We start from the raw sequence: 25,622 nt of genomic DNA on the forward strand, positions 1-25,622 counted from the left end.
AATGTCTAAGAAAAAGGCCTTTGCATTACGTATAAATGAAGATATGCTCAAAGCTATTGAAAAATGGGCTTCTGATGAGTTCAGGAGTACCAATGGACAGATTGAATGGATGCTGATGCAATATTTAAAAGACAATAAAAGAGAACCTAAATCCAAAAAAGACACCCATGAAAAAGGCGACCAATAAGGTCGCTTTTTTTAACCCATTTATTTTGGTATTTTGCAACACTAATTAATCACTTATGCAAGAGGCACCATTATTTACTGACGATACCATTGTTTTTGGACTCCTAATGTTAACTTTAGGATTTATTTTTTATACAGAATCCTTAAAAACAGGCTTTTGGCCTAAATTCTATAAAATTGTACCAGGCCTCTTTATGGCTTATATGTTACCCGCTGTATTAACTACTTTAGGGCTTATTGCTCCCGAATGGGAAACCACTTCAGAATCAGGTGAAGTCTTAAAACACAGCACAAATTTATATTATGTTGCCAGTCGTTATTTGTTACCAGCTGCTCTAGTCTTGATGACCTTAAGTATTGATCTTAAAGCCGTTTTTAATTTAGGTTGGAAAGCTTTGGTTATGTTCCTCACCGGAACATTAGGTATTGTAATTGGTGGTCCTATTGCCATACTTATAGTTTCAATGTTTTCGCCAGAAACTGTTGGAGGCGTAGGTCCTGATGCCGTATGGCGTGGATTATCTACTCTTGCAGGAAGTTGGATTGGTGGTGGAGCCAACCAAACAGCCATGTTAGAAATTTATGGTTATAATCAATCGGAATATGGTAAAATGGTTTTTGTTGATATTGTTGTTGCCAACATTTGGATGGCCATTATTTTAATAGGCATTGGTCGCTCAAAAATAATTGACAAATGGCTAAAAGCTGACAACTCTGCTATTGAGGCCTTAAAGGATAAAGTAACCTCTTTTGCCAAGAGTGTAAAGCGCAATCCCTCATTAACTGATATTATGATTATTGTCGCAATTGCTTTTGGAACGGTAAGTTTTTCACATATTGGCGCCAATAATTTAGCGCCATTCTTTAAAAGTGTAGTGAGTGGCATAGAATCTACAACATTAAGAAATACATTTACATTTCTAGATTCGCAGTTTTTCTGGATGATAAGTATCGCAACTTTAGTTGCCATACTACTATCATTCACAAAAGCTAAAAATTATGAAGGAGCTGGTGCCAGTAAATTTGGAAGTGTTTTTATTTACATATTGGTAGCTTCCATAGGTATGAAAATTGATTTGGGTTCTATTTTTGATAATCCAGGGCTAATTATTGTTGGTTTAATTTGGATGAGCATTCATGCCATTCTCTTGATTATTATTGCCAAAATAATTAAAGCTCCTTACTTTTTCCTAGCTGTTGGAAGTCAGGCCAATGTTGGAGGTGCAGCCTCCGCTCCTATTGTTGCTTCAGCATTTCACCCTTCATTAGCTACGGTTGGAGTGTTATTGGCTGTCTTTGGTTATGCTATTGGCACTATTGCTGCCATAGGTTGCACGATTTTAATGGAATTGGCAGCAGTGAGTTAGTTTTTAAAAAATATTTATAGATATTTGCGCTCATAAATTTCAAAAAATTCCATGAAAAAAATATTGCTAATAGTTCTCATCGGCATAGTTGCATCGTGTTCTAAAGAACAACACGATTTAACGGTAAAAGGCACCGTAAAAGATTTAAAAAAAGGAACCCTGTATTTACAAAAAATGCAAGATTCCATACTAATCAATGTTGACTCATTAGTTATTAGTGGGCAATCTGAATTTGAGCTTTATAGCGATTTGGAATCACCAGAAATATTCTATTTGCATTTAAATAAAACCAATGAAGACAGTGATCGTAAAATAGTTTTCTTTGCTGACAAGGGTATTACAGAAATTCACACATCATTAAAGGACTTTGCATTCAATGCTAAAATAAATGGTTCAGAGCAGCAGAAAAAATTAGAGGAATACCTGAAAATGATGGAACGCTTCAATGATAGAAATCTAGACTTGATAAAAAATGAGTTTGATGCCAAAGCCGCAAATGATTCCATATTATTGGAGGAAAATCAAAAAGATTTTGAAAATTTAGTTAAGAGCAAATATTTGTATACCGTGAATTTTGCAGTAACCAATAATGATAGTGAAGTAGCACCTTATTTAGCATTAACAGAAATTTACGATGCTCAAATAAAATGGTTAGACACCATCAACAACGCATTAACTCCTAAAATCAAAAACTCTAAATACGGTAAAGAACTTGAGTCCTTTATTACAAAAAGAAAAGCAGAATAAAAAAAACCTCTCATTTTGAGAGGTTTTTTTTGAGCCGATAGAGGGACTCCCTTCGACTAAATTCAGGATAAACTTCTCGTCTCTACTTCACAATTTCAAAACCATTACAAACAAAAAAGTCCAGTGTTGAACTGAACTTTCATTTTGAGCCGATAGAGGGACTCGAACCCACGACCTGCTGATTACAAATCAGCTGCTCTAGCCAGCTGAGCTATATCGGCAAAATAGTTCGCAAATATAATCTTGTGGAAAACATTTGCAAATATTTTTTTTAGAATTTAGCCTAATTTATTGATTTTTTCGATTAAGGCTCTTCCTTTGTCTTCAAGCTCTTGGTTAATAGCTTTAAAATGAGCCTTTTTATCTTCGACAGCTCTATCATTCACTTTAGCAATTAATGAATCGAAAGTCTCAATAGCTTCATCAATGATAGCATCACTTTTTTTAGTGTCCTTATCAGTATTGTTGTATTCCCATACGTAAACTGCCTCAATAATGTCACCTAAAACATAATTAATATCCTTCTTAAGGTCTCTCTTATTTGCCATGATTATATAATTTAATTGGATACAAAATTACACATAAACTTCCAATAGCGTGACTTTTTCTGAAGTAATTTCAAAGTCTTTTAAGCCGGCTGGAATTAAGATTGTTTGTCCTTTTTTTAAGCTTTCTTGATGGTTGTCAGTTACAATTTTGGCCTCACCTTCCACACATACATAAATAATAAAAGAATCAAAGGTGTTTCGCTTTTTGATATTTTGAGTGACTTGTAAATAATTAGTTGTGAAATAAGGGCAGCTAACCATGTTATTTGAAGTGTTCAGTTCTTCCTCATAAGACACCCTAAAATTATCAGGCATATTAAAATCAAAAGCATCTATGGCCAAATCATTATGTAATTCACGCTCGTTGCCTTGATCATCCACACGATCCCAGTCATATACACGATAGGTTATGTCACTTGTTTGCTGAATTTCAGCGAGCATCACACCAGCTCCAATAGCATGTACACGACCTACTTCAATAAAATAGGTATCGCCTGACTTTACCTGATCAAAATTTAAAATATCTGTCAGTGTTTTTTCTTCAAGATGTTTTAGATATTTATCTGGTGTCATATCTTGATTAAAACCCACAATCAAATTAGAACCCTCATCGGCTTGCATAACATACCACATTTCTGTTTTACCAAATGAATTATGGCGTTTTGCTGCTAGTTCATCATTAGGATGCAATTGTATCGATAAGTCTTCACGAGCATCAATAAACTTGATGAGCAATGGGAATTTTTCACCAAACTGTTCGAAGTTTTTAGTCCCGATAAGTTCATCTTTATATGTCCTCAATAATTGCTTTAAAGACTGCCCCTTGAGAATTCCATTGGAAACTATTGAAGTATCCCCTTCAACATCACTTATTTCCCAACTTTCACCAACATTCGTTAAATCTGATGGTTTATTTAGAAAGGTTTTTAATTTTTGTCCGCCCCATATTTTATCTTTTAATATAGGTTTGAACATTAATGGATATAATTTGTCTTTCATAACTTAATTCCCAGAATAACTTACAAAATTCCTAGGCGTTTCGTAGAGTGTCACTTCAAGGTCCAAATCGTCAGGAAGTTTGGCTTTCATTTTGTTATAAATGACCACGACAATATTTTCTGCTGTAGGATTTAGATTCTTAAATTCAGGGACTTCAACATTTAAATTCTTATGATCAAAAGCATCCTCCACCTCACTCTTGATAATATCCTTCAAATCTTTCATATCAATTACATACCCAGTTTCTGAATCAATCGCTCCAGTAACACTAACAATTAATTCATAATTGTGTCCATGAAAATTTGGATTGTTGCACTTTCCAAAAACTGCATCATTCTTTTCTTCACTCCAATCTTTTCTATACAAACGATGGGCTGCATTAAAATGGGCTTTTCTACTAACCGTTACTCTCATAATTTGAAATATTAATGTATTGGTAGAATTTATCGAAAATAATTTTAAACCATGCGGTATATTGTTCAGGAGCATTGTCCATATCTTGCTTTACAGCATCTAATGACATCCATTTCCAATTGGCTACTTCATCAACATTAATCTGAGGTTCATCATTATAATAACCAATCATAACATGATCAAATTCATGTTCAGTCAGTCCATTATCAAAAGGCGCTTTATAGATAAACGAAATGGTTTCCTTTAAATCTGTAACGAAGCCCATTTCCTCCTTCAAACGTCTTTTTCCGGCTGCGATATTACTTTCCCCCTCACGTTGATGACTACAACAAGTATTGGTCCATAAGCCAGGTGAATGATATTTATGCATGGCTCGTTGCTGTAACATGAGCTCATTTTTGTCATTGAAAACAAATACTGAAAACGCCCGATGTAACAATGCTTTTTCATGGGCTTCCAATTTGGGCATTAAGCCAATCTGCTCATCCTTTTCGTTAACAAGAATTACATGTTCTTCTATCATAACACAAAAATACCAATCCTAAAATTAAATATATATCAAAGTTTTAATAAAATAAAAAGCTATGAAAACTATGGATTAAATTGTGTTTAATAATACTATCTTTGCAACCCATATTTCAAAGCATATTATGAGTTTTAAAAGTGAAATAGAAAGACGTAGAACCTTCGGAATCATCTCGCATCCGGATGCCGGAAAAACAACCTTAACAGAAAAATTATTACTCTTTGGCGGCGCTATTCAAGAAGCAGGTGCCGTAAAGAGTAATAAGATAAAAAAAGGGGCTACCAGTGATTTTATGGAGATAGAACGTCAAAGAGGTATCTCGGTAGCGACTTCTGTTTTAGCTTTTGAATACAATGGTATCAAAATCAATATTCTTGATACACCAGGTCACAAAGATTTTGCTGAAGACACTTTTAGAACCCTAACAGCGGTAGATAGTGTCATCGTGGTTATTGATGTAGCTAAAGGTGTCGAGGAGCAAACTGAAAAATTGGTGGAAGTTTGTCGCATGCGAAATATCCCCATGATAGTCTTTATTAACAAGTTGGATCGAGAAGGAAAAGATGCCTTCGACTTATTGGATGAAGTAGAACAGAAATTGGGTTTGAGTGTTGTACCATTGAGCTTTCCAATTGGTATGGGTTATGATTTTAAAGGTATCTACAACTTGTGGGAAAAGAACGTTAACCTATTTAGTGGTGATAGCCGAAAAAATATTGAAGAAACCATTGAGATTAATGATTTAGCTTCACCTGAACTTAACAAGTTGGTGGGTGACAAAGCTGCTGATACTTTACGTGAAGAAATAGAACTGGTAGAAGGTATTTATCCAACTTTTGATAAGGAAGAATATCTGAACGGGAAACAACAACCTGTTTTCTTTGGTTCGGCATTAAATAATTTTGGTGTTCGTGAGCTTTTGGATTGTTTTGTTGAAATTGCTCCAAAACCAAGACCCAAGCAAAGCGAAGAACGCTTGGTAAAACCAGATGAACAGAATTTCACTGGTTTTGTATTTAAAATTCATGCCAATATGGATCCAAACCATCGAGATAGATTGGCGTTTGTTAAAATAGTTTCAGGCAAATTTGAGCGCAATAAACCCTATTTACATGTAAGACATAACAAAAAGCTGAAGTTTTCCAGTCCAAATGCCTTTTTTGCTGAAAAAAAAGAAATTGTTGATGTTTCTTATCCTGGAGATATTGTGGGATTGCACGATACTGGTAATTTCAAAATAGGTGACACCTTAACGGAAGGTGAAACAATAAATTACAGAGGTATCCCAAGTTTCTCTCCTGAACATTTTAGATATATCAATAATGCCGATCCTTTGAAATCAAAACAGCTTTATAAAGGCATCGACCAATTAATGGACGAAGGTGTTGCCCAATTATTTACTTTAGAACTTAACGGTAGGAAGGTAATAGGTACTGTTGGGGCGCTTCAATATGAAGTGATTCAATACAGACTGGAACATGAATATGGTGCCAAATGTACTTATGAAAATCTTAATGTACATAAAGCCTGTTGGGTAGACCCCGAAGATAAAAAGAACGAAGAATTCCAAGAATTTTTAAGAGTCAAACAACGTTTTCTAGCCAAAGACAAGCAAAACCAGTTGGTTTTTCTGGCTGACTCACCCTTTTCATTACAAATGACTCAACAAAAATATCCGAGTATTAAATTCCATTTTACATCAGAATTCAATTAAAAAGCGTGTCGTTCATCTAATATTTTGGAAATAATTTGCTTTTAATCGAATTTTTAATACTTTTAATCGATGTTCTAAATATGCTATTTATTTAGATACATACATTTAAACTAGATTATAACCCCAAAAATGATCTACTTATGGAAACTAACGACAATGTTTTCAGTAATACTGATATTACTGTGACCTACAACCCAAGTGCATGTATCAATGCAGAGCGATGTGCTCGTGAACTTTCAAATGTTTTTAGAAACTCTGTTATTCCTTGGATTGACCTGGATGGTGCATCAACTTCAGAAATTATTAATCAAGTTAAAAAGTGCCCTTCTGGTGCTTTACAATTTTGTTTAAATAAAAAAGAGGCCTGTTAAGTAACAGCCCTCTTTTTTATTTTTTATTTCTGATCAAATGATTGATTAAGCCTGACCCGTTGGCCCAAAATTTAAAGGTATTGGAGGTTGTTCATAATCCTTAATCTCTCCATGGGCATTTTCAAAACGGGTAACATTCTCACCTAACGCCTTTAATAAGCGCTTGGCATGTTGAGGTGTTAAAATGATACGCGACTTTACCTTGCTTTTAGGTGTTCCTGGCATAATACTCACAAAGTCAACAACAAATTCTGAAACAGAATGATTTATAATCGCTAAATTGGAATAAGTACCTTCAGCTACTTTTTCATCAATTTCAATATTTATTTGCCCTTGTTTATTTTGATTTTTATTATCGCTCATAATATGATATATATTGTAAAAAAATAGCGTGAATTTCTTCACGCTATTTTATGTTTAGTTATAATTAACTTCTTGTTTAGCTTGCATCATTTCGTCAAACTCTTCTTTGGAACCTACAATGATGTTTTCGTAAGCTCTCATACCAGTACCAGCTGGTATTCTGTGACCTACTATAACATTCTCTTTAAGTCCCTCTAAATTATCAACCTTACCATTTACAGCAGCTTCATTAAGAACTTTTGTTGTTTCTTGGAAAGAAGCAGCAGAAATAAACGATTTCGTTTGAAGCGAAGCTCTGGTAATACCTTGAAGTATCGGTGTTGCAGTGGCTGGTTGCGCATCTCGTGCTTCAACCAATTTCTTATCTTCACGACGTAGCAATGAGTTTTCATCGCGTAATTGTCTTGGAGAAATGATTTGACCTGCTTTGATATTTTCAGAATCACCAGCATCTTCAACAACTTTCATTCCGAATATTTCATCGTTTTCTTCAATGAAATCATCTTTATGCACCAATTGGTTTTCAAGGAAAGTCGTGTCGCCAGAATCCATAATTCTAACTTTACGCATCATCTGTCTGACGACAACCTCAAAGTGCTTATCGTTAATTTTCACACCTTGTAATCGGTATACTTCCTGTACTTCGTTAACCAAATATTGTTGAACTGCAGAAGGACCTTTGATATTTAAAATATCGTTTGGTGTCACAGAACCATCAGATAATGGCATACCCGCCTTCACGAAATCATTTTCTTGTACCAGAATTTGATTTGATAACTTAACTAGGTATTTCTTGACATCGCCTAATTTAGATTCAACAATAATTTCACGGTTACCTCTCTTGATCTTACCAAAAGAAACTACACCATCAATATCACTAACAACAGCTGGATTCGATGGATTACGTGCTTCAAATAATTCGGTAACACGGGGAAGACCACCTGTAATATCCCCTGATTTCGCAGACTTACGAGGAATTTTAACTAAAATCTTACCGACTTTAATTTTCTCTCCATCATCAATCATCAAGTGTGCACCAACTGGTAAGTTGTAAGAACGGATAACATTTCCTTTAGCATCATCAATATGCAATGTTGGAATCAACTTCTTATTTCTAGATTCAGAAATTACTTTTTCCTGGAATCCGGTTTGTTCATCGATCTCAACTTGGTAGGTAACACCTTGTTCGATATTTTCATAACGAACTTTACCTGCAAATTCAGAAATAATAACACCGTTATATGGATCCCATTGACAAACAACATCGCCTTTATCTAGTTCTTGACCGTTTTTAACGAAAATTGTAGAACCATAAGGTATGTTATTGGTACTTAATGTAATTCCAGTTTTCTTATCAATTAATTTTAATTCAGATGTTCTTGAAATAACAATATTGATAGCATTTCCTTCAGAATCTTCACCTTTTACAGTCTTCAATTCATCAATTTCTGCGATACCACCAAATTTAGCTACCAATTTATTTTCTTCAGAAATGTTACCAGCAATACCACCTACGTGGAATGTACGCAATGTTAACTGTGTACCTGGCTCACCAATAGATTGAGCAGCAACAACACCAACGGCCTCACCTCTTTGAACCATCTTACCTGTTGCTAGGTTACGACCATAGCACTTGGCACAGATACCTTGTTTTGCTTCACATGTTAAAGCAGAACGCACTTCAATAGATTCAATTGGTGAATTCTCGATAGCATTAGCCACTTCATCATCAATCATTTGATTAGTAGCAACCAATAACTCATCGGTTAATGGATTGTAAACATCATTTAATGAGATACGTCCAACAATTCTTTCTGCAAGCGTTTCAACTACTTCATCATTTTTCTTCAATGGAGTTACTTCAACACCTCTTAACGTACCACAATCTTCACTGTTTACAATAACATCTTGAGATACATCAACCAAACGACGCGTTAAGTAACCTGCATCGGCTGTTTTAAGAGCCGTATCGGCAAGACCTTTACGCGCACCATGAGTAGAGATAAAATATTCCAAAATTGAAAGACCTTCTTTAAAGTTTGAAAGAATTGGGTTTTCAATAATCTCACCACCTCCAGCAGTTGATTTTTTAGGTTTTGCCATCAATCCACGCATACCTGTAAGCTGACGAATCTGTTCTTTAGATCCACGAGCTCCAGAATCAAGCATCATATATACCGAGTTAAAACCTTGTTGATCTTCACGAATACGCTTCATAGATAACTCGGTTAATTCAGCATTCGTAGACGTCCAAATATCAATTACCTGATTATAACGTTCGTTGTTGGTGATAAGACCCATATTATAGTTGGCAGTAATACCATCAACCAATCCGTTGGCCTTTTCAATCATTTCGTGTTTTTCTGGTGGAATAATTATATCACCTAAACTAAATGACAGTCCACCTTGGAAAGCAAAGTTGTAACCTAACGTTTTTATTTCATCTAAAAACAATGCTGTTTCTGGAACGCTAGTAACTTTTAAAATGTCTCCAATAATGTTACGTAATGACTTTTTAGTCAATACTTCATTTATGAAACCAGCATTGTGAGGTACTTTCTCATTAAAAAGTACACGCCCAACAGTGGTATTAATAATTTGAAGTTTTAACTTTCCTTCCTCATTGAAATCCCAAGTTCTTACTTTAATAGCCGCGTTCAAATCAACACGTTTTTCATTGTAAGCAATGACAACCTCTTCAGGAGAATAGAATGTTAAGCCTTCACCTTTAATTTTTACTTCATCAGTAGATTTACGCTCCTTGGTCATATAATATAAACCAAGTACCATATCTTGAGATGGTACCGCTACTGGAGATCCATTAGCAGGATTCAGGATATTGTGAGAAGCTAACATTAATAACTGCGCTTCTAAAATAGCCTCGGGTCCAAGAGGTAAATGCACCGCCATTTGGTCACCATCAAAATCGGCATTAAATGCCGTAGTTACCAATGGGTGTAATTGGATAGCCTTACCTTCAATTAATTTTGGCTGGAAGGCTTGAATACCCAATCTATGTAATGTAGGAGCTCGGTTTAGTAATACTGGATGTCCTTTAAGAACATTTTCCAAGATATCCCAAACCACTGGCTCTCTTTTATCTATAATCTTCTTTGCAGATTTCACAGTCTTAACAATACCTCTTTCAATTAATTTTCTAATGACGAAAGGTTTGTATAATTCTGCTGCCATGTTTTTTGGCAATCCACATTCGTATAACTTTAATTCAGGTCCAACAACAATTACCGAACGCGCTGAATAATCAACACGCTTACCTAGTAAGTTTTGACGGAAACGTCCTTGCTTACCTTTAAGTGAATCAGATAATGATTTTAACGGTCTGTTAGAATCCGTTTTAACAGCAGAAGACTTACGCGTATTATCGAACAACGAATCTACAGATTCCTGTAACATACGCTTTTCATTACGTAAAATCACCTCTGGTGCTTTAATCTCAACCAATCTCTTAAGACGGTTGTTACGGATAATGACACGACGATACAGGTCATTCAAATCTGAAGTAGCAAAACGACCACCATCTAATGGTACTAACGGACGTAATTCTGGCGGGATGATTGGAATAACTTTCATAATCATCCACTCTGCACGATTCTCACGATTTTCGTTAGACTCACGTAATGCTTCAACAACTTGTAAACGCTTTAACGCTTCAGTTTTACGTTGTTTAGATGTTTCCGTATTGGCTTTATGACGCAATTCAAATGATAATTCATCTAAATCAATACGCGATAATAACTCAATCAAACATTCAGCACCCATTTTAGCCAAAAACTTGTTCGGATCAGTATCCTCTAAATATTGGTTCTCTTGTGGAAGAGTCTCTAAAATGTTTAAATATTCTTCTTCAGTCAGGAAATCCATTTTTTGTACTGGCTCACCTTCTGCGTTCTTGGCAATACCTGGCTGAATTACTACGTAGCGTTCGTAGTAAATAATCATATCTAATTTTTTAGATGGTAAACCAAGTAAGTAACCTATTTTATTTGGTAACGAACGGAAGTACCAGATATGCGCAACAGGAACCACTAAATTAATGTGCCCTACACGATCACGACGTACTTTCTTTTCAGTTACTTCAACACCACAACGATCACATACAATACCTTTGTATCGTATACGCTTGTATTTTCCACAAGCACACTCATAATCCTTTACAGGACCAAAAATACGCTCACAAAACAAACCATCACGCTCTGGTTTATGAGTTCGATAATTGATAGTTTCTGGCTTTAAAACTTCACCTCTAGATTCTGCTAAAATAGATTCTGGTGAAGCTAAACCAATTGAGATTTTGTTAAATCTCTGTACTGTATTCTTATCTTGTTTTCTTGCCATAATATATGGTTGAAATGATTTTTTTAATTAACTACTCCTCTAATCTGATATCCAATCCTAGACCTTTCAATTCATGCATTAATACATTGAATGATTCTGGTAATCCAGGCTCTGGCATTGGCTCACCTTTAACAATACTTTCGTATGTTTTAGCTCTACCAATAACGTCATCAGATTTAACGGTCAATATTTCTCTTAAGGTTGCAGATGCTCCATAAGCTTCAAGAGCCCAAACCTCCATCTCACCAAAACGCTGACCACCAAACTGTGCTTTACCACCTAATGGTTGTTGCGTAATTAAAGAGTAAGGACCTATAGAACGCGCATGCATCTTATCGTCAACCATATGACCAAGTTTCAACATATAGATAACACCTACTGTAGCTGGTTGGTCAAAACGATTTCCAGTACCACCATCATATAGATAGGTATGTCCAAATCTTGGAATTCCAGCTTCATCTGTAAATTCATTGATTTGATCCAATGTAGCACCATCAAAGATTGGTGTTGCATACGTACGGTTTAATTTTTGACCAGCCCATCCAAGAACTGTTTCATATATCTGACCGATGTTCATACGCGATGGTACACCAAGAGGATTCAATACAATATCAACAGGTGTTCCATCTTCTAGGAATGGCATATCTTCCTGACGAACGATACGCGCCACAATACCTTTGTTACCATGACGACCTGCCATTTTATCACCAACTTTAAGCTTACGTTTTTTAGCAATGTAAACTTTCGCTAATTTGATAATACCAGCTGGTAATTCATCACCTACAGAAATCGTGAATTTCTCACGACGCAACGAACCTTGTAAATCGTTTTCTTTAATCTTGTAATTGTGAATTAAATCGGCAACTAATTTATTAGTATGATCATCTGTTGTCCATTGACCACTCGTTAAGTGAACATAGTCATCAACCGCGTTCAACATTTTAAGTGTGTACTTTTTACCTTTTGGCAATACTTCTTCACCTAAATCATTGTAAACACCTTGAGCCGTTTTTCCACCTACAATGGCAAATAGTTTATCAACTAAAATGCTTTGTAAATCATCAAACTTCTTATTATAAAGTGCCTCTAATTGAGCTATATCCTCTTTATCTTGTGCTCTTTTTCGTTTATCCTTAACTGCACGAGAGAATAATTTTTTATCAATTACTACACCGTTTAATGAAGGAGACGCTTTTAAAGACGCATCTTTAACATCACCAGCTTTATCTCCAAAGATGGCACGTAATAACTTTTCTTCAGGTGTTGGATCTGATTCACCTTTTGGCGTGATCTTACCAATAAGAATGTCACCAGGTTTTACTTCAGCACCCACACGAATCATACCGTGTTCATCTAAATCTTTGGTAGCTTCTTCCGAAACGTTAGGAATATCATTAGTCAATTCCTCGTTACCTAATTTAGTATCACGAACTTCTAGTGAATATTCATCAATATGAATTGAAGTAAAGATATCCTCACGAACTACTTTTTCAGAAATTACAATCGCATCCTCAAAGTTATACCCTTTCCAAGGCATAAAGGCTACTTTCATATTTCTACCTAGAGCCAATTCTCCGTTTTGAGTTGCATAACCCTCACAAAGTACCTGACCTTTGGTAACCTTATCTCCTTTTCTAACAATGGATTTAAGATTGATTGAAGTCCCTTGGTTTGTCTTTCTAAATTTAACTAAAGGATATGTTTTGGTTTCACTGTCAAAACTTACTTTAGCTTCATCTTCAGTTCTATCGTATTTAATGACAATTTCATTGGCATCCACGTACTCAACAACCCCATTACCTTCAGCATTGATTAAAACACGTGAATCAGTAGCTACCTGTCTTTCCAATCCTGTACCAACAATTGGTGCCTGCGGACGCAATAATGGAACTGCCTGACGCATCATGTTTGACCCCATCAAAGCACGGTTCGCATCATCATGCTCCAAAAATGGAATTAACGATGCTGAAATAGAAGCAATCTGGTTAGGAGCAACATCCGTGTAGTGAACTTTGTCTGGCTCAACCACTGGGAAATCACCTTCCATTCTAGCAATTACCTTATCATGAACAATTTTACCTTTATCATCAACTTCAACAGTTGCTTGCGCAATTAATTGTTCTTCTTCTTCTTCGGCACTTAAGTAAACTGGATCTCCTTTAATATCTACAACACCTTCTTCAACTTTTCTATATGGTGTTTCAATGAATCCCATGGAGTTTACTTTAGCATAAACCGATAGCGAAGAAATCAAACCAATGTTTGGTCCTTCTGGTGTTTCAATAGGACATAAACGACCATAATGCGTATAGTGAACGTCACGAACCTCGAAACCAGCTCTTTCTCTTGATAAACCACCAGGTCCTAATGCTGATAAACGACGTTTGTGTGTTATCTCCGCCAATGGATTCGTTTGATCCATGAATTGAGACAACTGGTTAGTACCAAAGAAAGAATTAATAACAGACGATAATGTCTTGGCATTAATCAAATCAATTGGTGTAAATACTTCGTTATCACGAACATTCATACGCTCGCGAATAGTACGTGCCATACGCGCTAAACCAACACCAAACTGTTGTGATAATTGTTCACCAACAGTTCGTACACGACGGTTAGATAAGTGATCAATATCATCAATCTCTGCTTTAGAGTTGATAAGCTCAATTAAATATTTAATAATGGTAATGATATCTTCTTTTGTAAGCACCTGCTTATCCATTCCAATATCAAGACCTAATTTTTTATTCATTCTATAACGACCTACTTCACCTAATGAGTAACGTTGGTCCGAGAAGAATAACTTGTCAATAATACCACGAGCCGTTTCTTCATCTGGCGGCTCGGCATTACGTAATTGACGGTATATGTGTTCAACTGCCTCTTTTTCAGAGTTTGTTGGATCTTTTTGTAATGTATTATGAATAATAGCGTAATCCCCTTGTTGAGCACTTTCCTTGTGTAAAAGAATCGTTTTGACACTTGTCTCAAGGATTTCTTCAACATTGTCCTTATCAAGAACTGTATCACGATCTAAAACAATTTCGTTACGCTCAATCGATACAACTTCACCTGTGTCTTCATCAACAAAATCCTCATGCCATGTATTCAAAACACGGGCAGCCAATTTACGTCCCAGTACTTTTTTCAATCCAGCTTTAGATACTTTTACCTCTTCAGCTAAATCAAAAATTTCTAATATATCCTTATCTCTCTCAAAACCAATTGCTCTAAACAACGTAGTAACTGGTAATTTTTTCTTACGATCAATATAGGCGTACATCACACTATTGATGTCTGTAGCGAATTCAATCCAAGAACCCTTGAATGGAATAACTCTAGCCGAGTATAATTTAGTTCCATTCGCATGGAATGATTGACCAAAGAAGACACCTGGAGAACGGTGTAATTGTGAAACCACAACTCGTTCTGCTCCATTAATAACAAAGGTACCACTTGGCGTCATGTATGGAATTGTCCCTAAATACACATCTTGAACAATGGTCTCGAAATCCTCATGTTCAGGGTCTGTACAGTACAATTTTAACCTCGCCTTCAGTGGAACGCTATAGGTAAGTCCTCGCTCAATACACTCTTCAATGGTGTATCGTGGTGGATCGATAAAGTAATCTAAAAATTCTAAAACAAATTGATTACGTGTGTCTGTTATTGGGAAGTTTTCCATGAAGGTATTGTATAAACCTTCATCTCCTCGTTCTTCAGATTTAGTTTCTAGCTGGAAAAAATCCTGGAAGGATTTTATCTGAATATCCATAAAGTCTGGATATTCTGTTCTATTGACAATAGATGAGAAATTTAATCTTTCAGCTTGTTTTTCTAACATCAATGGACGGAATTTTGATTAAAAAAAATGTGACTGCGTATAGGTCACGGTTATATACGCAAAATGGTCTAGGCCCAGAAGTGATTAACTTCAGGCCTAAACCTTTATGTGTTTGGGGTGTTAAGCTTACTTAAGCTCAACCTCTGCTCCTGCTTCTTCTAAAGAAGATTTTAAGCCTTCAGCTTCGTCTTTAGATACACCTTCTTTAATTGCGCTTGGTGCACCATCAACTAATTCTTTAGCTTCTTTTAATCCTAAACCAGTTAATTCCTTAACTAATTTTACAACTGCTAATTTAGAACCACCAGCGGCTTTAAGGATTACATCAAATTCTGATTTTTCTTCTGCAGCTTCACCAGCACCAGCACCTGGGCCAGCAGCAACAGCTACTGCAGCAGCAGCAGGCTCGATACCATACTCATCTTTTAAAATAGTAGCTAACTCATTAACTTCTTTTACTGTTAAGTTAACTAATTGTTCTGCGAAATCTTTTAAATCTGCCATTTTTCTATCGTTTTAATAAATTTTTAATTTTAATATAATTGTGTAAAAAGTGCGTACTTTTTTAGATTATCCTTCTTTTTCGGATAATGTTTTAATAATACCTGCAAGCTTACCGCCACTAGACTGAAGTGCCGAAATAACACTTTTAGCTGGTGATTGTAACAAGCCAATGATATCACCGATAACTTCTTCTTTAGATTTGATATCAACTAAAGCGTCAAGTTGCGCATCGCCAATGTAAACAGCTTCCTCAATAAAGGCACCTTTTAAAAGTGGCTTATCTGATTTTTTACGGAAGTTTTTAATTACTTTGGCCGGAGCATTACCAGTTTCAGAATACATGACTGAAGTATTTCCTTTTAATGTTGAAGGAAGATCTCCAAAATCTTTATCTGATGCTTCCATTGCTTTTTCAAGCAAGGTATTTTTAACAACTGCTAATTTAATGTTAGCCTTAAAGCAAGCACGACGTAAATCTGAAGTCGCTCCTGCATTTAATCCAGATATATCTGCAAGATATATATTTGCATTATCGGCTAATTGTGCAGTTAAGTCTTTAATTACTTGTGATTTTTCTTCTCTAGTCATAATAAAAGTTTTAAACTACTTAACCAATTTTTGGATCAACGGCTAAACTAGGACTCATGGTACTTGACATATAAATGCTCTTTACATAAGTTCCTTTAGCTGCAGTTGGCTTAAGTTTTAATAATGTTTGTAATAATTCATTTGCATTACCTGCAATTTTATCAGCACTGAAAGATGCTTTACCTATAGATGCATGTACGATACCGGTTTTATCAACTTTAAAGTCAATTTTACCAGATTTCACATCATTTACAGCTTTAGCAACATCCATAGTTACCGTACCTGTTTTTGGGTTTGGCATTAAACCACGAGGACCTAATACACGTCCTAAAGGACCTAATTTACCCATTACGCTTGGCATGGTAATGATAACATCCACGTCAGTCCAACCACCTTTTATTTTATCAAGGTATTCATCTAAACCAACATAATCAGCTCCAGCTTCTTTGGCTTCAGCTTCTTTATCTGGTGTTACCAATGCTAATACTTTCACGTCTTTACCAGTACCATGAGGTAATGTTACAACACCTCTAACCATTTGATTGGCTTTACGAGGGTCAACACCTAAACGAACAGCAATATCTACTGATGCATCAAATTTGGTATTGGTAATTTCTTTCACTAATGAAGAAGCTTCATCAATAGAATACAGTTTCCCTTTTTCTATTTTCGCTAAAGCCTCCTTTTGTTTTCTTGTTAATCTTGCCATTTTTTAAAATTTTTTAGATTAATTAGGGGCTTGACCTCCTTTTACAGTTATACCCATAGATCTTGCAGTTCCAGCTACCATAGTCATGGCAGATTCAACTGTAAATGCATTTAAATCCTGCATTTTGTCTTCAGCTATGGTTCTAATCTGATCCCAAGAAACTTTAGCTACTTTTTTAATATGAGGTTCACCAGAACCCTTCTTCACCTTGGCCGCTTCTAATAATTGTACTGCTGCAGGAGGTGTTTTGATTACAAAGTCAAATGACTTGTCTTTGTAAACAGAAATCACAACTGGTAATACTTTACCAGGCTTATCTTGAGTTCTCGCATTAAACTGCTTACAGAACTCCATGATATTAACTCCAGCGGCACCTAAAGCGGGTCCAACCGGTGGCGATGGATTCGCTGCACCTCCCCTAACTTGTAGTTTAACTACTTTACTTAATTCTTTTGCCATTTTTAATAATTTAGTTTATACAATTCTTATGATTGGAAGCGTAAGATTGTATTATATCTTGTAACAATTATTATACTTTTTCAACTTGCATATAACTTAATTCCAATGGTGTCTTTCTTCCGAAAATCTTAACCATTACCTCAAGTTTACGCTTTTCTTCATTGATTTTTTCAATAGTTCCATCGAATCCATTAAATGGCCCATCAATTACCTTAACCGTTTCACCTTTTGTAAACGGAATCGCGACATTAGCATCTGACTCTAAAGACAACTCATCTACCTTACCTAACATTCTGTTTACTTCAGATTGTCTTAATGGCACAGGGTCTCCTCCTTTTGTTTCACCTAAAAAGCCAATAACATTCGTTACTGATTTAATGATATGAGGTATTTCTCCTGTCAAATTTGCTTTTATCATGATGTAGCCAGGAAAATAAACTTTTTCTTTGTTTATCTTCTTGCCATTTCTGATTTGGATAACCTTTTCTGTTGGTACTAAAACCTCATCAACATAATCTCCATATCCTAAACGGGCAATTTCATTTTCGATGTAAGTTTTGATCTTATTTTCTTGACCACTTACAGCTCTAACTACATACCACTTTTTTTCATTTCCTTCAGACATACAATTTTATTTTATCCGTTAATCCATTTAAAGTAAAATCCTATGGCTTTGCTGAACACTGTATCTACTCCCCAAATTGCTAACGAGAAAATAATTGAAAAAACTGCTACTAAAACAGTTAAGCTCTGTGCTTCTGCCCATGACGGCCAAGTCACATTATTTTTTAATTCTCCGAACGATTCTTTTATATAGTTTACAAATCCAGCCATTATATATTTTTTTTTCAATATTGAGAGCCTCAAAATGACGACAGCTCTATACTTTGTTTAACTCTGCACGGGTTGAGAGGCTCGAACTCCCGACACCTGGTTTTGGAGACCAGTGCTCTACCAACTGAGCTAAACCCGTAAATACAAGTCAAGGTATTCCGAAAAAACGGAATACCTTAACTTTATTATTTATTGAATTTTATTAATCTAAAATTTCAGTTACCTGACCAGCACCAACTGTTCTACCTCCTTCACGGATAGCGAAACGTAAACCTACGTTCATGGCGATTGGTTGGATTAACTCAACAGTAATTGTTAAGTTATCACCAGGCATTACCATCTCAACTCCATCAGGAAGCGCGATGTTTCCAGTTACGTCAGTTGTACGTACGTAGAACTGTGGACGGTAGTTATTGTGGAATGGTGTGTGACGACCACCTTCTTCTTTTTTCAAGATATAAACCTCAGCTTTGAATTTTTTGTGAGGAGTAACAGAACCTGGTTTCGTAATAACCATACCTCTTGAGATTTGAGTTTTCTCAATACCTCTTAATAAGATACCTGCATTATCACCAGCTTCACCTCTATCAAGAATTTGACGGAACATTTCAATACCAGTAATAGTAGATGTTAACTTTTCAGCACCCATACCGATAATTTCAACTGGGTCACCAGTATTAGCAACACCTGTTTCAATACGACCAGTAGCAACAGTACCACGACCAGTAATAGAGAATACATCTTCAATTGGCATTAAGAAAGGCTTATCCATATCACGAACTGGCTCTTCAATCCAAGTATCACAAGCTTCCATTAATTCCAATACAGTATCTACCCACTTTTGCTCACCATTAAGGGCACCTAAAGCAGAACCTGAAATTACAGGACCATTATCACCATCATACTCATAGAAGTTTAATAAATCTCTAACTTCCATATCAACTAATTCCAATAATTCCTCGTCATCAACCATATCAACTTTGTTCAAGAAAACAACGATTCTTGGAATACCTACTTGGCGACCTAATAAGATGTGCTCACGAGTTTGTGGCATAGGACCATCAGTAGCAGCAACAACTAAAATTGCACCATCCATTTGAGCAGCACCAGTTACCATGTTCTTAACATAATCCGCGTGACCTGGACAGTCAACGTGGGCATAGTGACGATTTGCTGTTTGATATTCTACGTGAGATGTATTAATTGTAATACCTCTTTCTTTCTCTTCTGGAGCGTTATCGATTTGATCGAATGATCTTGCTTCTGAAAAACCTGCATCAGCTAATACTTTAGTAATAGCAGCAGTTAAAGTTGTTTTACCGTGATCTACGTGTCCAATAGTACCAATATTTAAGTGTGGTTTTGAACGATCGAAAGTTGCCTTTGCCATGTTTAATTTATTTTAATCTTAATTTATATTAGTGTTCAATTTAATGCATCTTGAAAAGAGCCAATGACGAGATTTGAACTCGTGACCTCTTCCTTACCAAGGAAACGCTCTACCCCTGAGCTACACCGGCTTTTCATTTACGATTGCCGATTTAAGATTTACGATTCGTAAACCGCATACCGTAACTCGTAAATTTTAGAGCGGGAGACCGGGTTCGAACCGGCGACATTCAGCTTGGAAGGCTGACGCTCTACCAACTGAGCTACTCCCGCAATCTTAATTTTTTGTGGGGAGAGCAGGATTCGAACCTGCGAAGTTAAAAAACAACAGATTTACAGTCTGTCCTCGTTGGCCGCTTGAGTATCTCCCCAATAAAAAATATGTTTCAGTTTCTTAAAGAACTTGAGCCGATGGAGGGACTCGAACCCACGACCTGCTGATTACAAATCAGCTGCTCTAGCCAGCTGAGCTACATCGGCTTTTCATCACTTTTTTAGCTAAAAAAAAGCCCGCTATTTCTAACGGACTGCAAATGTATATATTTATTTTCTTATTCAAAACATTTTTCGAAAAATTTTATCATAAATATGCTCTTAATTTTTCTTTTCGCTTTTTAAGCTGTCTTTCCAGTGAGGCAACAGCACTATCAGCTCCTTCTTCAAAGGTTTTACATTGTTTTTTTACAACAAAACTATCACCTGGTACACTTAATCGGGCTTCAAATATTTTATTGGCTTTGTCACTGGTATTTTCCACTTTTAAAAATACATCTGATTGAATGACCTTATCATAAAATAAATCCAGCTTGTTCATTCGTTTTTGAATGAAGTCTATCAATTTTCTGTCTGCGTTAAAATTGACTGATTGCGTGTTTACTTTCATACTCTACTAATTTTCGTTAAACAATAGATTAAATTTTCCTATTCGTCACTTCTGGGGTGCGATTTCAGGTATACTTTTTTCAATTCCGAAATACTGTTGTGTGTATATACCTGTGTCGCGGCTAAACTAGAGTGACCAAGCAGTTCCTTTACTGCATTTAAATCTGCACCTTGATTTAATAAATGAGTCGCAAATGAATGTCTTAATATGTGCGGACTCTTTTTTACCTTGGAAGATGCTAAACTAAAATACTCATTTATTATTCGGTAAACAAGTGTTTCATAAATTTTAACGCCTTTTTGGGTTAAAAACAAGTAATCAGAATCTTTGATTATTTCTAAATTATTTCTGGATTCTAAATAACTTTTTAAAGTTTCAATCACAGATTGAAGTAACGGAATAAAACGTTCTTTATTGCGCTTACCCAATACTTTTAATGTTCTTTTTGAAAAATCAATATTTGCAATTTTAATTTCAATCAATTCAATGCGCCGAATCCCTGTTGAATAAAATAATTCAATAATCAACTTATCACGTATGCCCTCAAAGGTGTTGTCAAACTCCCAATCATCCAAAACCGCTGTCACCTCTTTTTCAGAAAAAGGGATTTGAACCTTTTTACTTGTTTTAAGTGCTTTGTGTTTTGCTAATGGATTGGTTGTGATGTCTCCTACTTTCATTAGGAATTTGAAATAGGAATTCAGTGAGGATATCTTCCTATTAATCGATCTATTGGTCAAGCCTTTTTCTACCAAAGAGACGATCCAGCTCCTTATTTGAGAATAATTGACAAGAAGTAAGCTATCGTCGTCATATTCCGAAACTATAAAATCAGAAAATTCATTTAAGTCTCTTTCATAGGCATTGACTGTTAGGTTGGAATAGTTCTTTTCTAACTGTAAGTATTCTAAAAAAGACTTCAAGGACATATTTAATTGTATTTTTATAAAATTACAATCTTTTTTAATAATCACGTTTTAATGCAAAAAAAATCCTGCAACAATTATATGTGCAGGATTTTATATCATAATTAGTGAAATACTAAATATCTTCTTGGTCTCTTAAACGCTGAATGTATTGCGCTTTTTGAATTTGCGCTCTACGTGCAACAGAAGGCTTTGTAAACTGCTTACGCGTTTGTAAAGCTCGCTTTGTACCCGTTCTATCAAACTTACGCTTGTAACGCTTTAGCGCTCTATCTATATTTTCTCCGTCTTTAATTGGTATAATTAACATAGTTCTTAACCTCCTCTCTTTTAGAATTTTCAGGATGCAAAAATAATAACAAATTTAAATCCTGCAATAGAAATTATAATTTTTTATTCTTTAAACAATGAATAGCGTTTTGTTAAATCTTGAATAAGCTTTTCCTCTTCCTCACTTTCCAACAGCGTATTGTAATTTTTCCAGAAATCTTTATCATAAGGTTTCGGCGAAAATATATCCGCATCCCACATTTTGGTTACGGCTTCTGTTACGGCTTCCGGATCTGTTATAATTTCAGTAAACAATATTTCCTGCACTGTATAATAATACCGCTCATCTTTATTGACGGCCGATTCATCAACTTCTGTTCTTGGGTCATCTACAGCAACACCAACATTCACCAATTTTGGCGTTTCATAATAAATGTAATTCAAATACATTTTATCTTGATACTCTTTGTAGGAAATGATTAGTTTATGATTCAAATCGGTGTCAAAAAGTGTTTTACTTCTATTGCGCTGCGCTTGAGAGGCAGCGTGCAATTCATACTCAATTCTCTTAATGGCATAGGTATCCCAATACACATAAATCCACCCTTTGGGTTGAAATCCGTCATTAAACACACCCTTGGTTTCTAAATTGACATGCTCAAAACTTTCAGATATCTGAAGTTTGTAAATCTTTCTGTCGTTTTCAACTAAAACCGTATCCAGTTTAAATTGATGCTTACTCAAAATGTCATCTGAATTAAATAACGCTTTCGGGTTGCCAGAATTTCTCACCATGTTTAACTTACCATGAAACAACGTTTCCAAACCATTAATTCGATTGTCATTCCATTTAATAGCCTTTATTAGCGAGGCCGTTTTAATGGTATCACGGTTTAAGTTTCTTGACCTTAATTGAATACCGTTGTTTCTCAAATAGGATGTATAGGTCAATAAACTATCCACATCGCGCAAATCATAGCTTTTTCTAACCTGATCGACATTTACTTTGACATCACCTAGCGAAATGGAATCAAAACCTGGATCATATAATGTAATCGCACTTTCTATTAACCATTTGAACTCCTTTTTGTTTCGTTCCTTATGACGTAGAAATCCTTTTTGCAAATAAGATGAATCTGGCAAATTTTCAGGAAGTTCTTCCAAGACCCGAAGCATAATATCATTTCCTGTTTTGGGTCTCGTTTCAGCTACAAGTAAGACCTCATCCAGAGATGCTACATCTGGGTCCAGATACACATCAAATGAACTATCAAACTCACCTACAGGAATCTTATAACTTTTAAACCCTATGGAAGAAATCACCAAAGTATCCTTAAGATGTTTATTGGGAACAACAAGTACAAATTTACCATCGGTATTGGTAATGGTTCCAATGGTTGTGTTTTGAACATATACACTGGCACTTTCCAATGGCATAAATGTTTCGCCATCCAAAACGGTGTTTTTTAATTCGGTCTGTGAAAAGGCCATAGTTGAAAACAACGAGATGGTAATTCCCAAAAAATACTTAACTGACTTCATTCTTAAGCTATTTGGTTGCAGGTTTATAGTCCTTTCCGTCCAAAGTCATTTTTGCAATAATTTCACGTAGAATTTCAGAAGTCCCACCGCCTATTGGTCCTAATCGACTGTCACGAAGTAATCGCGCCATAGGATATTCTTCCATGTAACCATAACCTCCTAAAAATTGCAGACATTGGTAAATAACCTCATCGGCCATTTTAGTTGACTGTAATTTTGAAATGGTCGCTTCTTTTACAACATACTCACCCTTATCCATTCTATGTGCTACAGAATAATTGAATTCCTTACACACTTCCATGTAACTGTATGCATCAGAAAAGCTATGGCGTAAAGCTTGAAACGAATTGATGGTTTTTCCAAATGCCTGACGCTCACTCATATATTGTTTCGCGTAATCTAATGCATATTCTGCTCGTGCATGTGCATTCACGCCCATAATTAATCGCTCAAAAGCAAAATGCTGCATGATATACGGAAATCCTTTCCCTTCTTCTCCCATGAGATTGGATGCCGGAATTTTTACGTTATCAAAAGCTATTTCAGCAGTATCACTGGCACGCCAACCCAACTTGTCCAATTTTGTTGACGAAACACCTGGCGTATCACGATCAATGATAAACATGCTGATACCTTTATTCCCTAATTCCGGGTTGGTTTTAGCAGCAACCACCAAGTAGTCACTATAAACGCCATTGGTGATAAATGTTTTGGATCCATTAATTACATAACTATCACCTTGCTTAACAGCTGTTGTGCGCATACCAGCTACATCACTTCCTCCAAAAGGTTCGGTTACACACAAGCAGCCAATCATATCGCCAGAAATACTGGCCGTTAAATATTTTTGTTTAATAGCTTCACTTCCTTCTGCATTGACATGCGTCATCGCCAAGTAGGCATGCGCCCACATATTGGCGGCAAAACCGCCTGAATTTATTTTTTGTAATTCTTCAAGAAAAATAACGGTATAAAACAAATCGAGATTCAACCCGCCATAAGCCTCTGGGTAATTGACCCCAAAGAAGCCCATATCTCCGAACTTCTTCCAGATAAAACGCTCAACCGTCCCATCTTTTTCCCATTTCTCAATATGTGGTGTGACTTCTTTCTTTAAAAAATCCTGTAGGCTTTGCCTAAACATTTGATGTTCTTCGGTGAAGTACATACTATTCATAAATCAAATTTTAACGTTTTATTCGAGCGTCAAATATAACTTAATTATCTCAATTTTATTGAGTGGTAAACCCTTTACTTTTGTTAAATCATCAAGAGATTCAAAGCCTTCTCGCAAGGTTCGCGCTTCAATAATGTTATGGGCTATTTCGTAGTCTATGTACTTAATGGTGACCAGTTGGTCACGTGTGGCAGTATTTAAACTTACTTGCTTAATGGGTCTTGGTGTCTTTACAGTAAACTTCTTTATGATATTTTCAATAACCTCGGGTTTTAAGCCATAAACCTCCTGTAATTCCACATCGGATGCAAAACCACCGTTGAATTGATTCCGGTATTTTATAATATTTGCTGAAAGTTTCTCACCTACTCCATAAACACTTTGTAGTTGACTAGCCGTTGCTTGATTCAAATCGATTTTTTGCTCGTAAGTCTTTGGGGTATTATCATACGTTTTACTGTTATAGGTTTTGCTAACTTTTGGATTTGTCACCCATTCAGGAAATTTGAAATAAGGCGACATAATTCCCAATAACGAATCCGATACACGGGTAACCTGTTGAAATTCTTCTGCTGAATTAACCCATTGGTCTTTAGCCCTAAACGCTAAAAGTCTATCAATTTCTTCTGACGACATCCCGAGAGTATAGCCTTTGTAATCTGTAATGTAATTTGGATTAAACGGATAGATTTTAGGTTTCGAGTTTTCTACTTTTACTTGTTTCAAAGAATCGATCTCATTCTGAAATGCGATTAATTCAGCATCCCTTTTAAAAGGTTCATCATTTGAAAAATCACTAAAATAATACAAGCACTGAAAAGCAATAACCAATAGCAACAATAAAAAAATCCCATTTCGCTGCTTTTTTGAAAACGTGAAATGGGATTTGATATATTGCATTTTTCT

Annotated in this window: 25 protein-coding genes and 6 tRNA genes; 5 read left to right on the forward strand and 26 right to left on the reverse strand. The window is 35.7% G+C overall.

What is annotated here, in order from left to right; all coding sequences use genetic code 11:
• The first annotated feature begins 1 nt into the window (after window position 1).
• From ACKXGU_RS04350 to ACKXGU_RS04360, 3 genes are read left to right on the forward strand one after another with little or no spacing between them, the layout of a single operon-like run.
• A complete protein-coding gene (locus tag ACKXGU_RS04350) occupies window positions 2-187 on the forward strand; it encodes a type II toxin-antitoxin system antitoxin (protein WP_463466841.1) in 186 nt (61 codons plus the stop codon).
• 55 nt (window positions 188-242) lie between these two features.
• A complete protein-coding gene (locus ACKXGU_RS04355) occupies window positions 243-1,553 on the forward strand; it encodes a DUF819 family protein (RefSeq protein WP_463466842.1) in 1,311 nt (436 codons plus the stop codon).
• A gap of 51 nt (window positions 1,554-1,604) precedes the next feature.
• Window positions 1,605-2,300 (forward strand): DUF4369 domain-containing protein, encoded by a 696-nt coding sequence (locus ACKXGU_RS04360; RefSeq protein WP_463466843.1) that lies wholly within the window; start codon window positions 1,605-1,607, stop codon window positions 2,298-2,300.
• 147 nt (window positions 2,301-2,447) lie between these two features.
• Here ACKXGU_RS04360 and ACKXGU_RS04365 read toward each other — a convergent pair.
• The 5 genes from ACKXGU_RS04365 to idi form a co-directional block, all read right to left on the reverse strand.
• Window positions 2,448-2,521 (reverse strand) — tRNA-Thr (locus tag ACKXGU_RS04365).
• 57 nt (window positions 2,522-2,578) lie between these two features.
• Window positions 2,579-2,848 carry a hypothetical protein gene (locus ACKXGU_RS04370; protein ID WP_463466844.1) on the reverse strand — a complete coding sequence of 90 codons (270 nt, stop codon included), beginning with the start codon at window positions 2,846-2,848 and terminating at the stop codon, window positions 2,579-2,581.
• Window positions 2,849-2,875: 27 nt separating this feature from the next.
• The gene (locus tag ACKXGU_RS04375) at window positions 2,876-3,847 is read right to left on the reverse strand and encodes a type I phosphomannose isomerase catalytic subunit (RefSeq protein WP_463466845.1); all 972 of its coding nucleotides are present in this window, start codon (window positions 3,845-3,847) and stop codon (window positions 2,876-2,878) included.
• Window positions 3,848-3,850: 3 nt separating this feature from the next.
• A complete protein-coding gene (locus ACKXGU_RS04380) occupies window positions 3,851-4,261 on the reverse strand; it encodes a 6-pyruvoyl trahydropterin synthase family protein (RefSeq protein WP_103051381.1) in 411 nt (136 codons plus the stop codon).
• A complete protein-coding gene (gene idi, locus ACKXGU_RS04385) occupies window positions 4,245-4,784 on the reverse strand; it encodes an isopentenyl-diphosphate Delta-isomerase (RefSeq protein WP_463466846.1) in 540 nt (179 codons plus the stop codon). The genes ACKXGU_RS04380 and idi overlap by 17 nt, the downstream gene beginning before the upstream one ends.
• A gap of 127 nt (window positions 4,785-4,911) precedes the next feature.
• Here idi and ACKXGU_RS04390 point away from each other — a divergent pair, with 127 nt between their 5' ends.
• Both ACKXGU_RS04390 and ACKXGU_RS04395 read left to right on the forward strand, forming a co-directional pair.
• Window positions 4,912-6,501 (forward strand): peptide chain release factor 3, encoded by a 1,590-nt coding sequence (locus ACKXGU_RS04390; protein ID WP_463466847.1) that lies wholly within the window; start codon window positions 4,912-4,914, stop codon window positions 6,499-6,501.
• A gap of 140 nt (window positions 6,502-6,641) precedes the next feature.
• Window positions 6,642-6,872, forward strand: a complete 231-nt coding sequence (locus ACKXGU_RS04395; protein WP_463466848.1) for a (4Fe-4S)-binding protein — start codon at window positions 6,642-6,644, stop codon at window positions 6,870-6,872.
• 45 nt (window positions 6,873-6,917) lie between these two features.
• On the opposite strand, the gene ACKXGU_RS04400 is transcribed toward ACKXGU_RS04395, so the two are convergent.
• The 21 genes from ACKXGU_RS04400 to ACKXGU_RS04500 all read right to left on the reverse strand — a co-directional run bounded on the left by ACKXGU_RS04400 (window position 6,918) and on the right by ACKXGU_RS04500 (window position 25,616).
• A complete protein-coding gene (locus tag ACKXGU_RS04400) occupies window positions 6,918-7,235 on the reverse strand; it encodes a DUF3467 domain-containing protein (RefSeq protein WP_463466849.1) in 318 nt (105 codons plus the stop codon).
• A 54-nt stretch (window positions 7,236-7,289) separates the two neighbouring features.
• Window positions 7,290-11,591, reverse strand: a complete 4,302-nt coding sequence (gene rpoC / locus ACKXGU_RS04405) for a DNA-directed RNA polymerase subunit beta' (RefSeq protein ID WP_463466850.1) — start codon at window positions 11,589-11,591, stop codon at window positions 7,290-7,292.
• Between the two features lie 31 nt (window positions 11,592-11,622).
• Entirely contained in the window at window positions 11,623-15,435 is a 3,813-nt protein-coding gene (gene rpoB / locus ACKXGU_RS04410) for a DNA-directed RNA polymerase subunit beta (protein ID WP_463466851.1), read from the reverse strand.
• A gap of 126 nt (window positions 15,436-15,561) precedes the next feature.
• Window positions 15,562-15,939, reverse strand: a complete 378-nt coding sequence (gene rplL, locus ACKXGU_RS04415; protein ID WP_463466852.1) for a 50S ribosomal protein L7/L12 — start codon at window positions 15,937-15,939, stop codon at window positions 15,562-15,564.
• Between the two features lie 66 nt (window positions 15,940-16,005).
• A complete protein-coding gene (rplJ, locus tag ACKXGU_RS04420) occupies window positions 16,006-16,527 on the reverse strand; it encodes a 50S ribosomal protein L10 (RefSeq protein ID WP_463466853.1) in 522 nt (173 codons plus the stop codon).
• A gap of 19 nt (window positions 16,528-16,546) precedes the next feature.
• On the reverse strand, window positions 16,547-17,236 hold the full coding sequence (gene rplA / locus ACKXGU_RS04425) for a 50S ribosomal protein L1 (protein ID WP_103051390.1): 690 nt from the start codon (window positions 17,234-17,236) through the stop codon (window positions 16,547-16,549).
• 18 nt (window positions 17,237-17,254) lie between these two features.
• Window positions 17,255-17,695 (reverse strand): 50S ribosomal protein L11, encoded by a 441-nt coding sequence (gene rplK, locus ACKXGU_RS04430; protein WP_103051391.1) that lies wholly within the window; start codon window positions 17,693-17,695, stop codon window positions 17,255-17,257.
• A gap of 70 nt (window positions 17,696-17,765) precedes the next feature.
• Complete coding sequence (gene nusG, locus ACKXGU_RS04435) at window positions 17,766-18,320, reverse strand: transcription termination/antitermination protein NusG (RefSeq protein ID WP_463466854.1); 555 nt, start codon at window positions 18,318-18,320, stop codon at window positions 17,766-17,768.
• A gap of 11 nt (window positions 18,321-18,331) precedes the next feature.
• A complete protein-coding gene (gene secE, locus ACKXGU_RS04440; RefSeq protein WP_103051393.1) occupies window positions 18,332-18,529 on the reverse strand; it encodes a preprotein translocase subunit SecE in 198 nt (65 codons plus the stop codon).
• 66 nt (window positions 18,530-18,595) lie between these two features.
• Window positions 18,596-18,668 (reverse strand) — tRNA-Trp (locus tag ACKXGU_RS04445).
• Window positions 18,669-18,731: 63 nt separating this feature from the next.
• Window positions 18,732-19,919, reverse strand: coding sequence for an elongation factor Tu (gene tuf / locus ACKXGU_RS04450; protein WP_463466855.1), 1,188 nt, complete (start codon window positions 19,917-19,919; stop codon window positions 18,732-18,734).
• Window positions 19,920-19,977: 58 nt separating this feature from the next.
• Window positions 19,978-20,049, reverse strand: a tRNA-Thr gene (locus ACKXGU_RS04455).
• Between the two features lie 69 nt (window positions 20,050-20,118).
• A tRNA-Gly gene (locus ACKXGU_RS04460) sits at window positions 20,119-20,191 on the reverse strand.
• 15 nt (window positions 20,192-20,206) lie between these two features.
• Window positions 20,207-20,289, reverse strand: a tRNA-Tyr gene (locus ACKXGU_RS04465).
• A gap of 35 nt (window positions 20,290-20,324) precedes the next feature.
• Window positions 20,325-20,398, reverse strand: a tRNA-Thr gene (locus tag ACKXGU_RS04470).
• A 100-nt stretch (window positions 20,399-20,498) separates the two neighbouring features.
• Entirely contained in the window at window positions 20,499-20,801 is a 303-nt protein-coding gene (gene hpf, locus ACKXGU_RS04475; RefSeq protein ID WP_463466856.1) for a ribosome hibernation-promoting factor, HPF/YfiA family, read from the reverse strand.
• 38 nt (window positions 20,802-20,839) lie between these two features.
• Window positions 20,840-21,730, reverse strand: a complete 891-nt coding sequence (locus ACKXGU_RS04480) for a tyrosine-type recombinase/integrase (RefSeq protein ID WP_463466857.1) — start codon at window positions 21,728-21,730, stop codon at window positions 20,840-20,842.
• A 112-nt stretch (window positions 21,731-21,842) separates the two neighbouring features.
• Window positions 21,843-22,037 carry a 30S ribosomal protein S21 gene (rpsU, locus tag ACKXGU_RS04485; RefSeq protein WP_103051397.1) on the reverse strand — a complete coding sequence of 65 codons (195 nt, stop codon included), beginning with the start codon at window positions 22,035-22,037 and terminating at the stop codon, window positions 21,843-21,845.
• Between the two features lie 83 nt (window positions 22,038-22,120).
• Window positions 22,121-23,539: a carboxypeptidase-like regulatory domain-containing protein gene (locus ACKXGU_RS04490; RefSeq protein WP_463466858.1), complete on the reverse strand. Its 1,419-nt coding sequence runs from the start codon at window positions 23,537-23,539 to the stop codon at window positions 22,121-22,123.
• Between the two features lie 7 nt (window positions 23,540-23,546).
• The gene (locus tag ACKXGU_RS04495; RefSeq protein ID WP_463466859.1) at window positions 23,547-24,716 is read right to left on the reverse strand and encodes an acyl-CoA dehydrogenase family protein; all 1,170 of its coding nucleotides are present in this window, start codon (window positions 24,714-24,716) and stop codon (window positions 23,547-23,549) included.
• A gap of 18 nt (window positions 24,717-24,734) precedes the next feature.
• Entirely contained in the window at window positions 24,735-25,616 is an 882-nt protein-coding gene (locus tag ACKXGU_RS04500; RefSeq protein WP_463466860.1) for a ComEA family DNA-binding protein, read from the reverse strand.
• Window positions 25,617-25,622: the final 6 nt, after the last annotated feature.

Source organism: Hanstruepera sp. CR43, from assembly GCF_055227665.1.

Coding starts and splice junctions, on each gene's coding strand:
- ACKXGU_RS04495 (WP_463466859.1), bottom strand. CDS start 24,716: ATGAATAGTATGTACTTCACCGAAGAACATCAAATGTTTAGGCAAAGC.
- idi (WP_463466846.1), bottom strand. CDS start 4,784: ATGATAGAAGAACATGTAATTCTTGTTAACGAAAAGGATGAGCAGATT.
- secE (WP_103051393.1), bottom strand. CDS start 18,529: ATGGCTGGATTTGTAAACTATATAAAAGAATCGTTCGGAGAATTAAAA.
- ACKXGU_RS04370 (WP_463466844.1), bottom strand. CDS start 2,848: ATGGCAAATAAGAGAGACCTTAAGAAGGATATTAATTATGTTTTAGGT.
- ACKXGU_RS04350 (WP_463466841.1), top strand. CDS start 2: ATGTCTAAGAAAAAGGCCTTTGCATTACGTATAAATGAAGATATGCTC.
- ACKXGU_RS04380 (WP_103051381.1), bottom strand. CDS start 4,261: ATGAGAGTAACGGTTAGTAGAAAAGCCCATTTTAATGCAGCCCATCGT.
- tuf (WP_463466855.1), bottom strand. CDS start 19,919: ATGGCAAAGGCAACTTTCGATCGTTCAAAACCACACTTAAATATTGGT.
- ACKXGU_RS04375 (WP_463466845.1), bottom strand. CDS start 3,847: ATGAAAGACAAATTATATCCATTAATGTTCAAACCTATATTAAAAGAT.
- ACKXGU_RS04395 (WP_463466848.1), top strand. CDS start 6,642: ATGGAAACTAACGACAATGTTTTCAGTAATACTGATATTACTGTGACC.
- ACKXGU_RS04480 (WP_463466857.1), bottom strand. CDS start 21,730: ATGTCCTTGAAGTCTTTTTTAGAATACTTACAGTTAGAAAAGAACTAT.
- ACKXGU_RS04355 (WP_463466842.1), top strand. CDS start 243: ATGCAAGAGGCACCATTATTTACTGACGATACCATTGTTTTTGGACTC.
- rplL (WP_463466852.1), bottom strand. CDS start 15,939: ATGGCAGATTTAAAAGATTTCGCAGAACAATTAGTTAACTTAACAGTA.
- rpoC (WP_463466850.1), bottom strand. CDS start 11,591: ATGGCAAGAAAACAAGATAAGAATACAGTACAGAGATTTAACAAAATC.
- nusG (WP_463466854.1), bottom strand. CDS start 18,320: ATGTCTGAAGGAAATGAAAAAAAGTGGTATGTAGTTAGAGCTGTAAGT.
- rplK (WP_103051391.1), bottom strand. CDS start 17,695: ATGGCAAAAGAATTAAGTAAAGTAGTTAAACTACAAGTTAGGGGAGGT.
- rpsU (WP_103051397.1), bottom strand. CDS start 22,037: ATGTTAATTATACCAATTAAAGACGGAGAAAATATAGATAGAGCGCTA.
- rpoB (WP_463466851.1), bottom strand. CDS start 15,435: ATGTTAGAAAAACAAGCTGAAAGATTAAATTTCTCATCTATTGTCAAT.
- ACKXGU_RS04490 (WP_463466858.1), bottom strand. CDS start 23,539: ATGAAGTCAGTTAAGTATTTTTTGGGAATTACCATCTCGTTGTTTTCA.
- ACKXGU_RS04360 (WP_463466843.1), top strand. CDS start 1,605: ATGAAAAAAATATTGCTAATAGTTCTCATCGGCATAGTTGCATCGTGT.
- rplJ (WP_463466853.1), bottom strand. CDS start 16,527: ATGACTAGAGAAGAAAAATCACAAGTAATTAAAGACTTAACTGCACAA.
- ACKXGU_RS04400 (WP_463466849.1), bottom strand. CDS start 7,235: ATGAGCGATAATAAAAATCAAAATAAACAAGGGCAAATAAATATTGAA.
- ACKXGU_RS04500 (WP_463466860.1), bottom strand. CDS start 25,616: ATGCAATATATCAAATCCCATTTCACGTTTTCAAAAAAGCAGCGAAAT.
- rplA (WP_103051390.1), bottom strand. CDS start 17,236: ATGGCAAGATTAACAAGAAAACAAAAGGAGGCTTTAGCGAAAATAGAA.
- ACKXGU_RS04390 (WP_463466847.1), top strand. CDS start 4,912: ATGAGTTTTAAAAGTGAAATAGAAAGACGTAGAACCTTCGGAATCATC.
- hpf (WP_463466856.1), bottom strand. CDS start 20,801: ATGAAAGTAAACACGCAATCAGTCAATTTTAACGCAGACAGAAAATTG.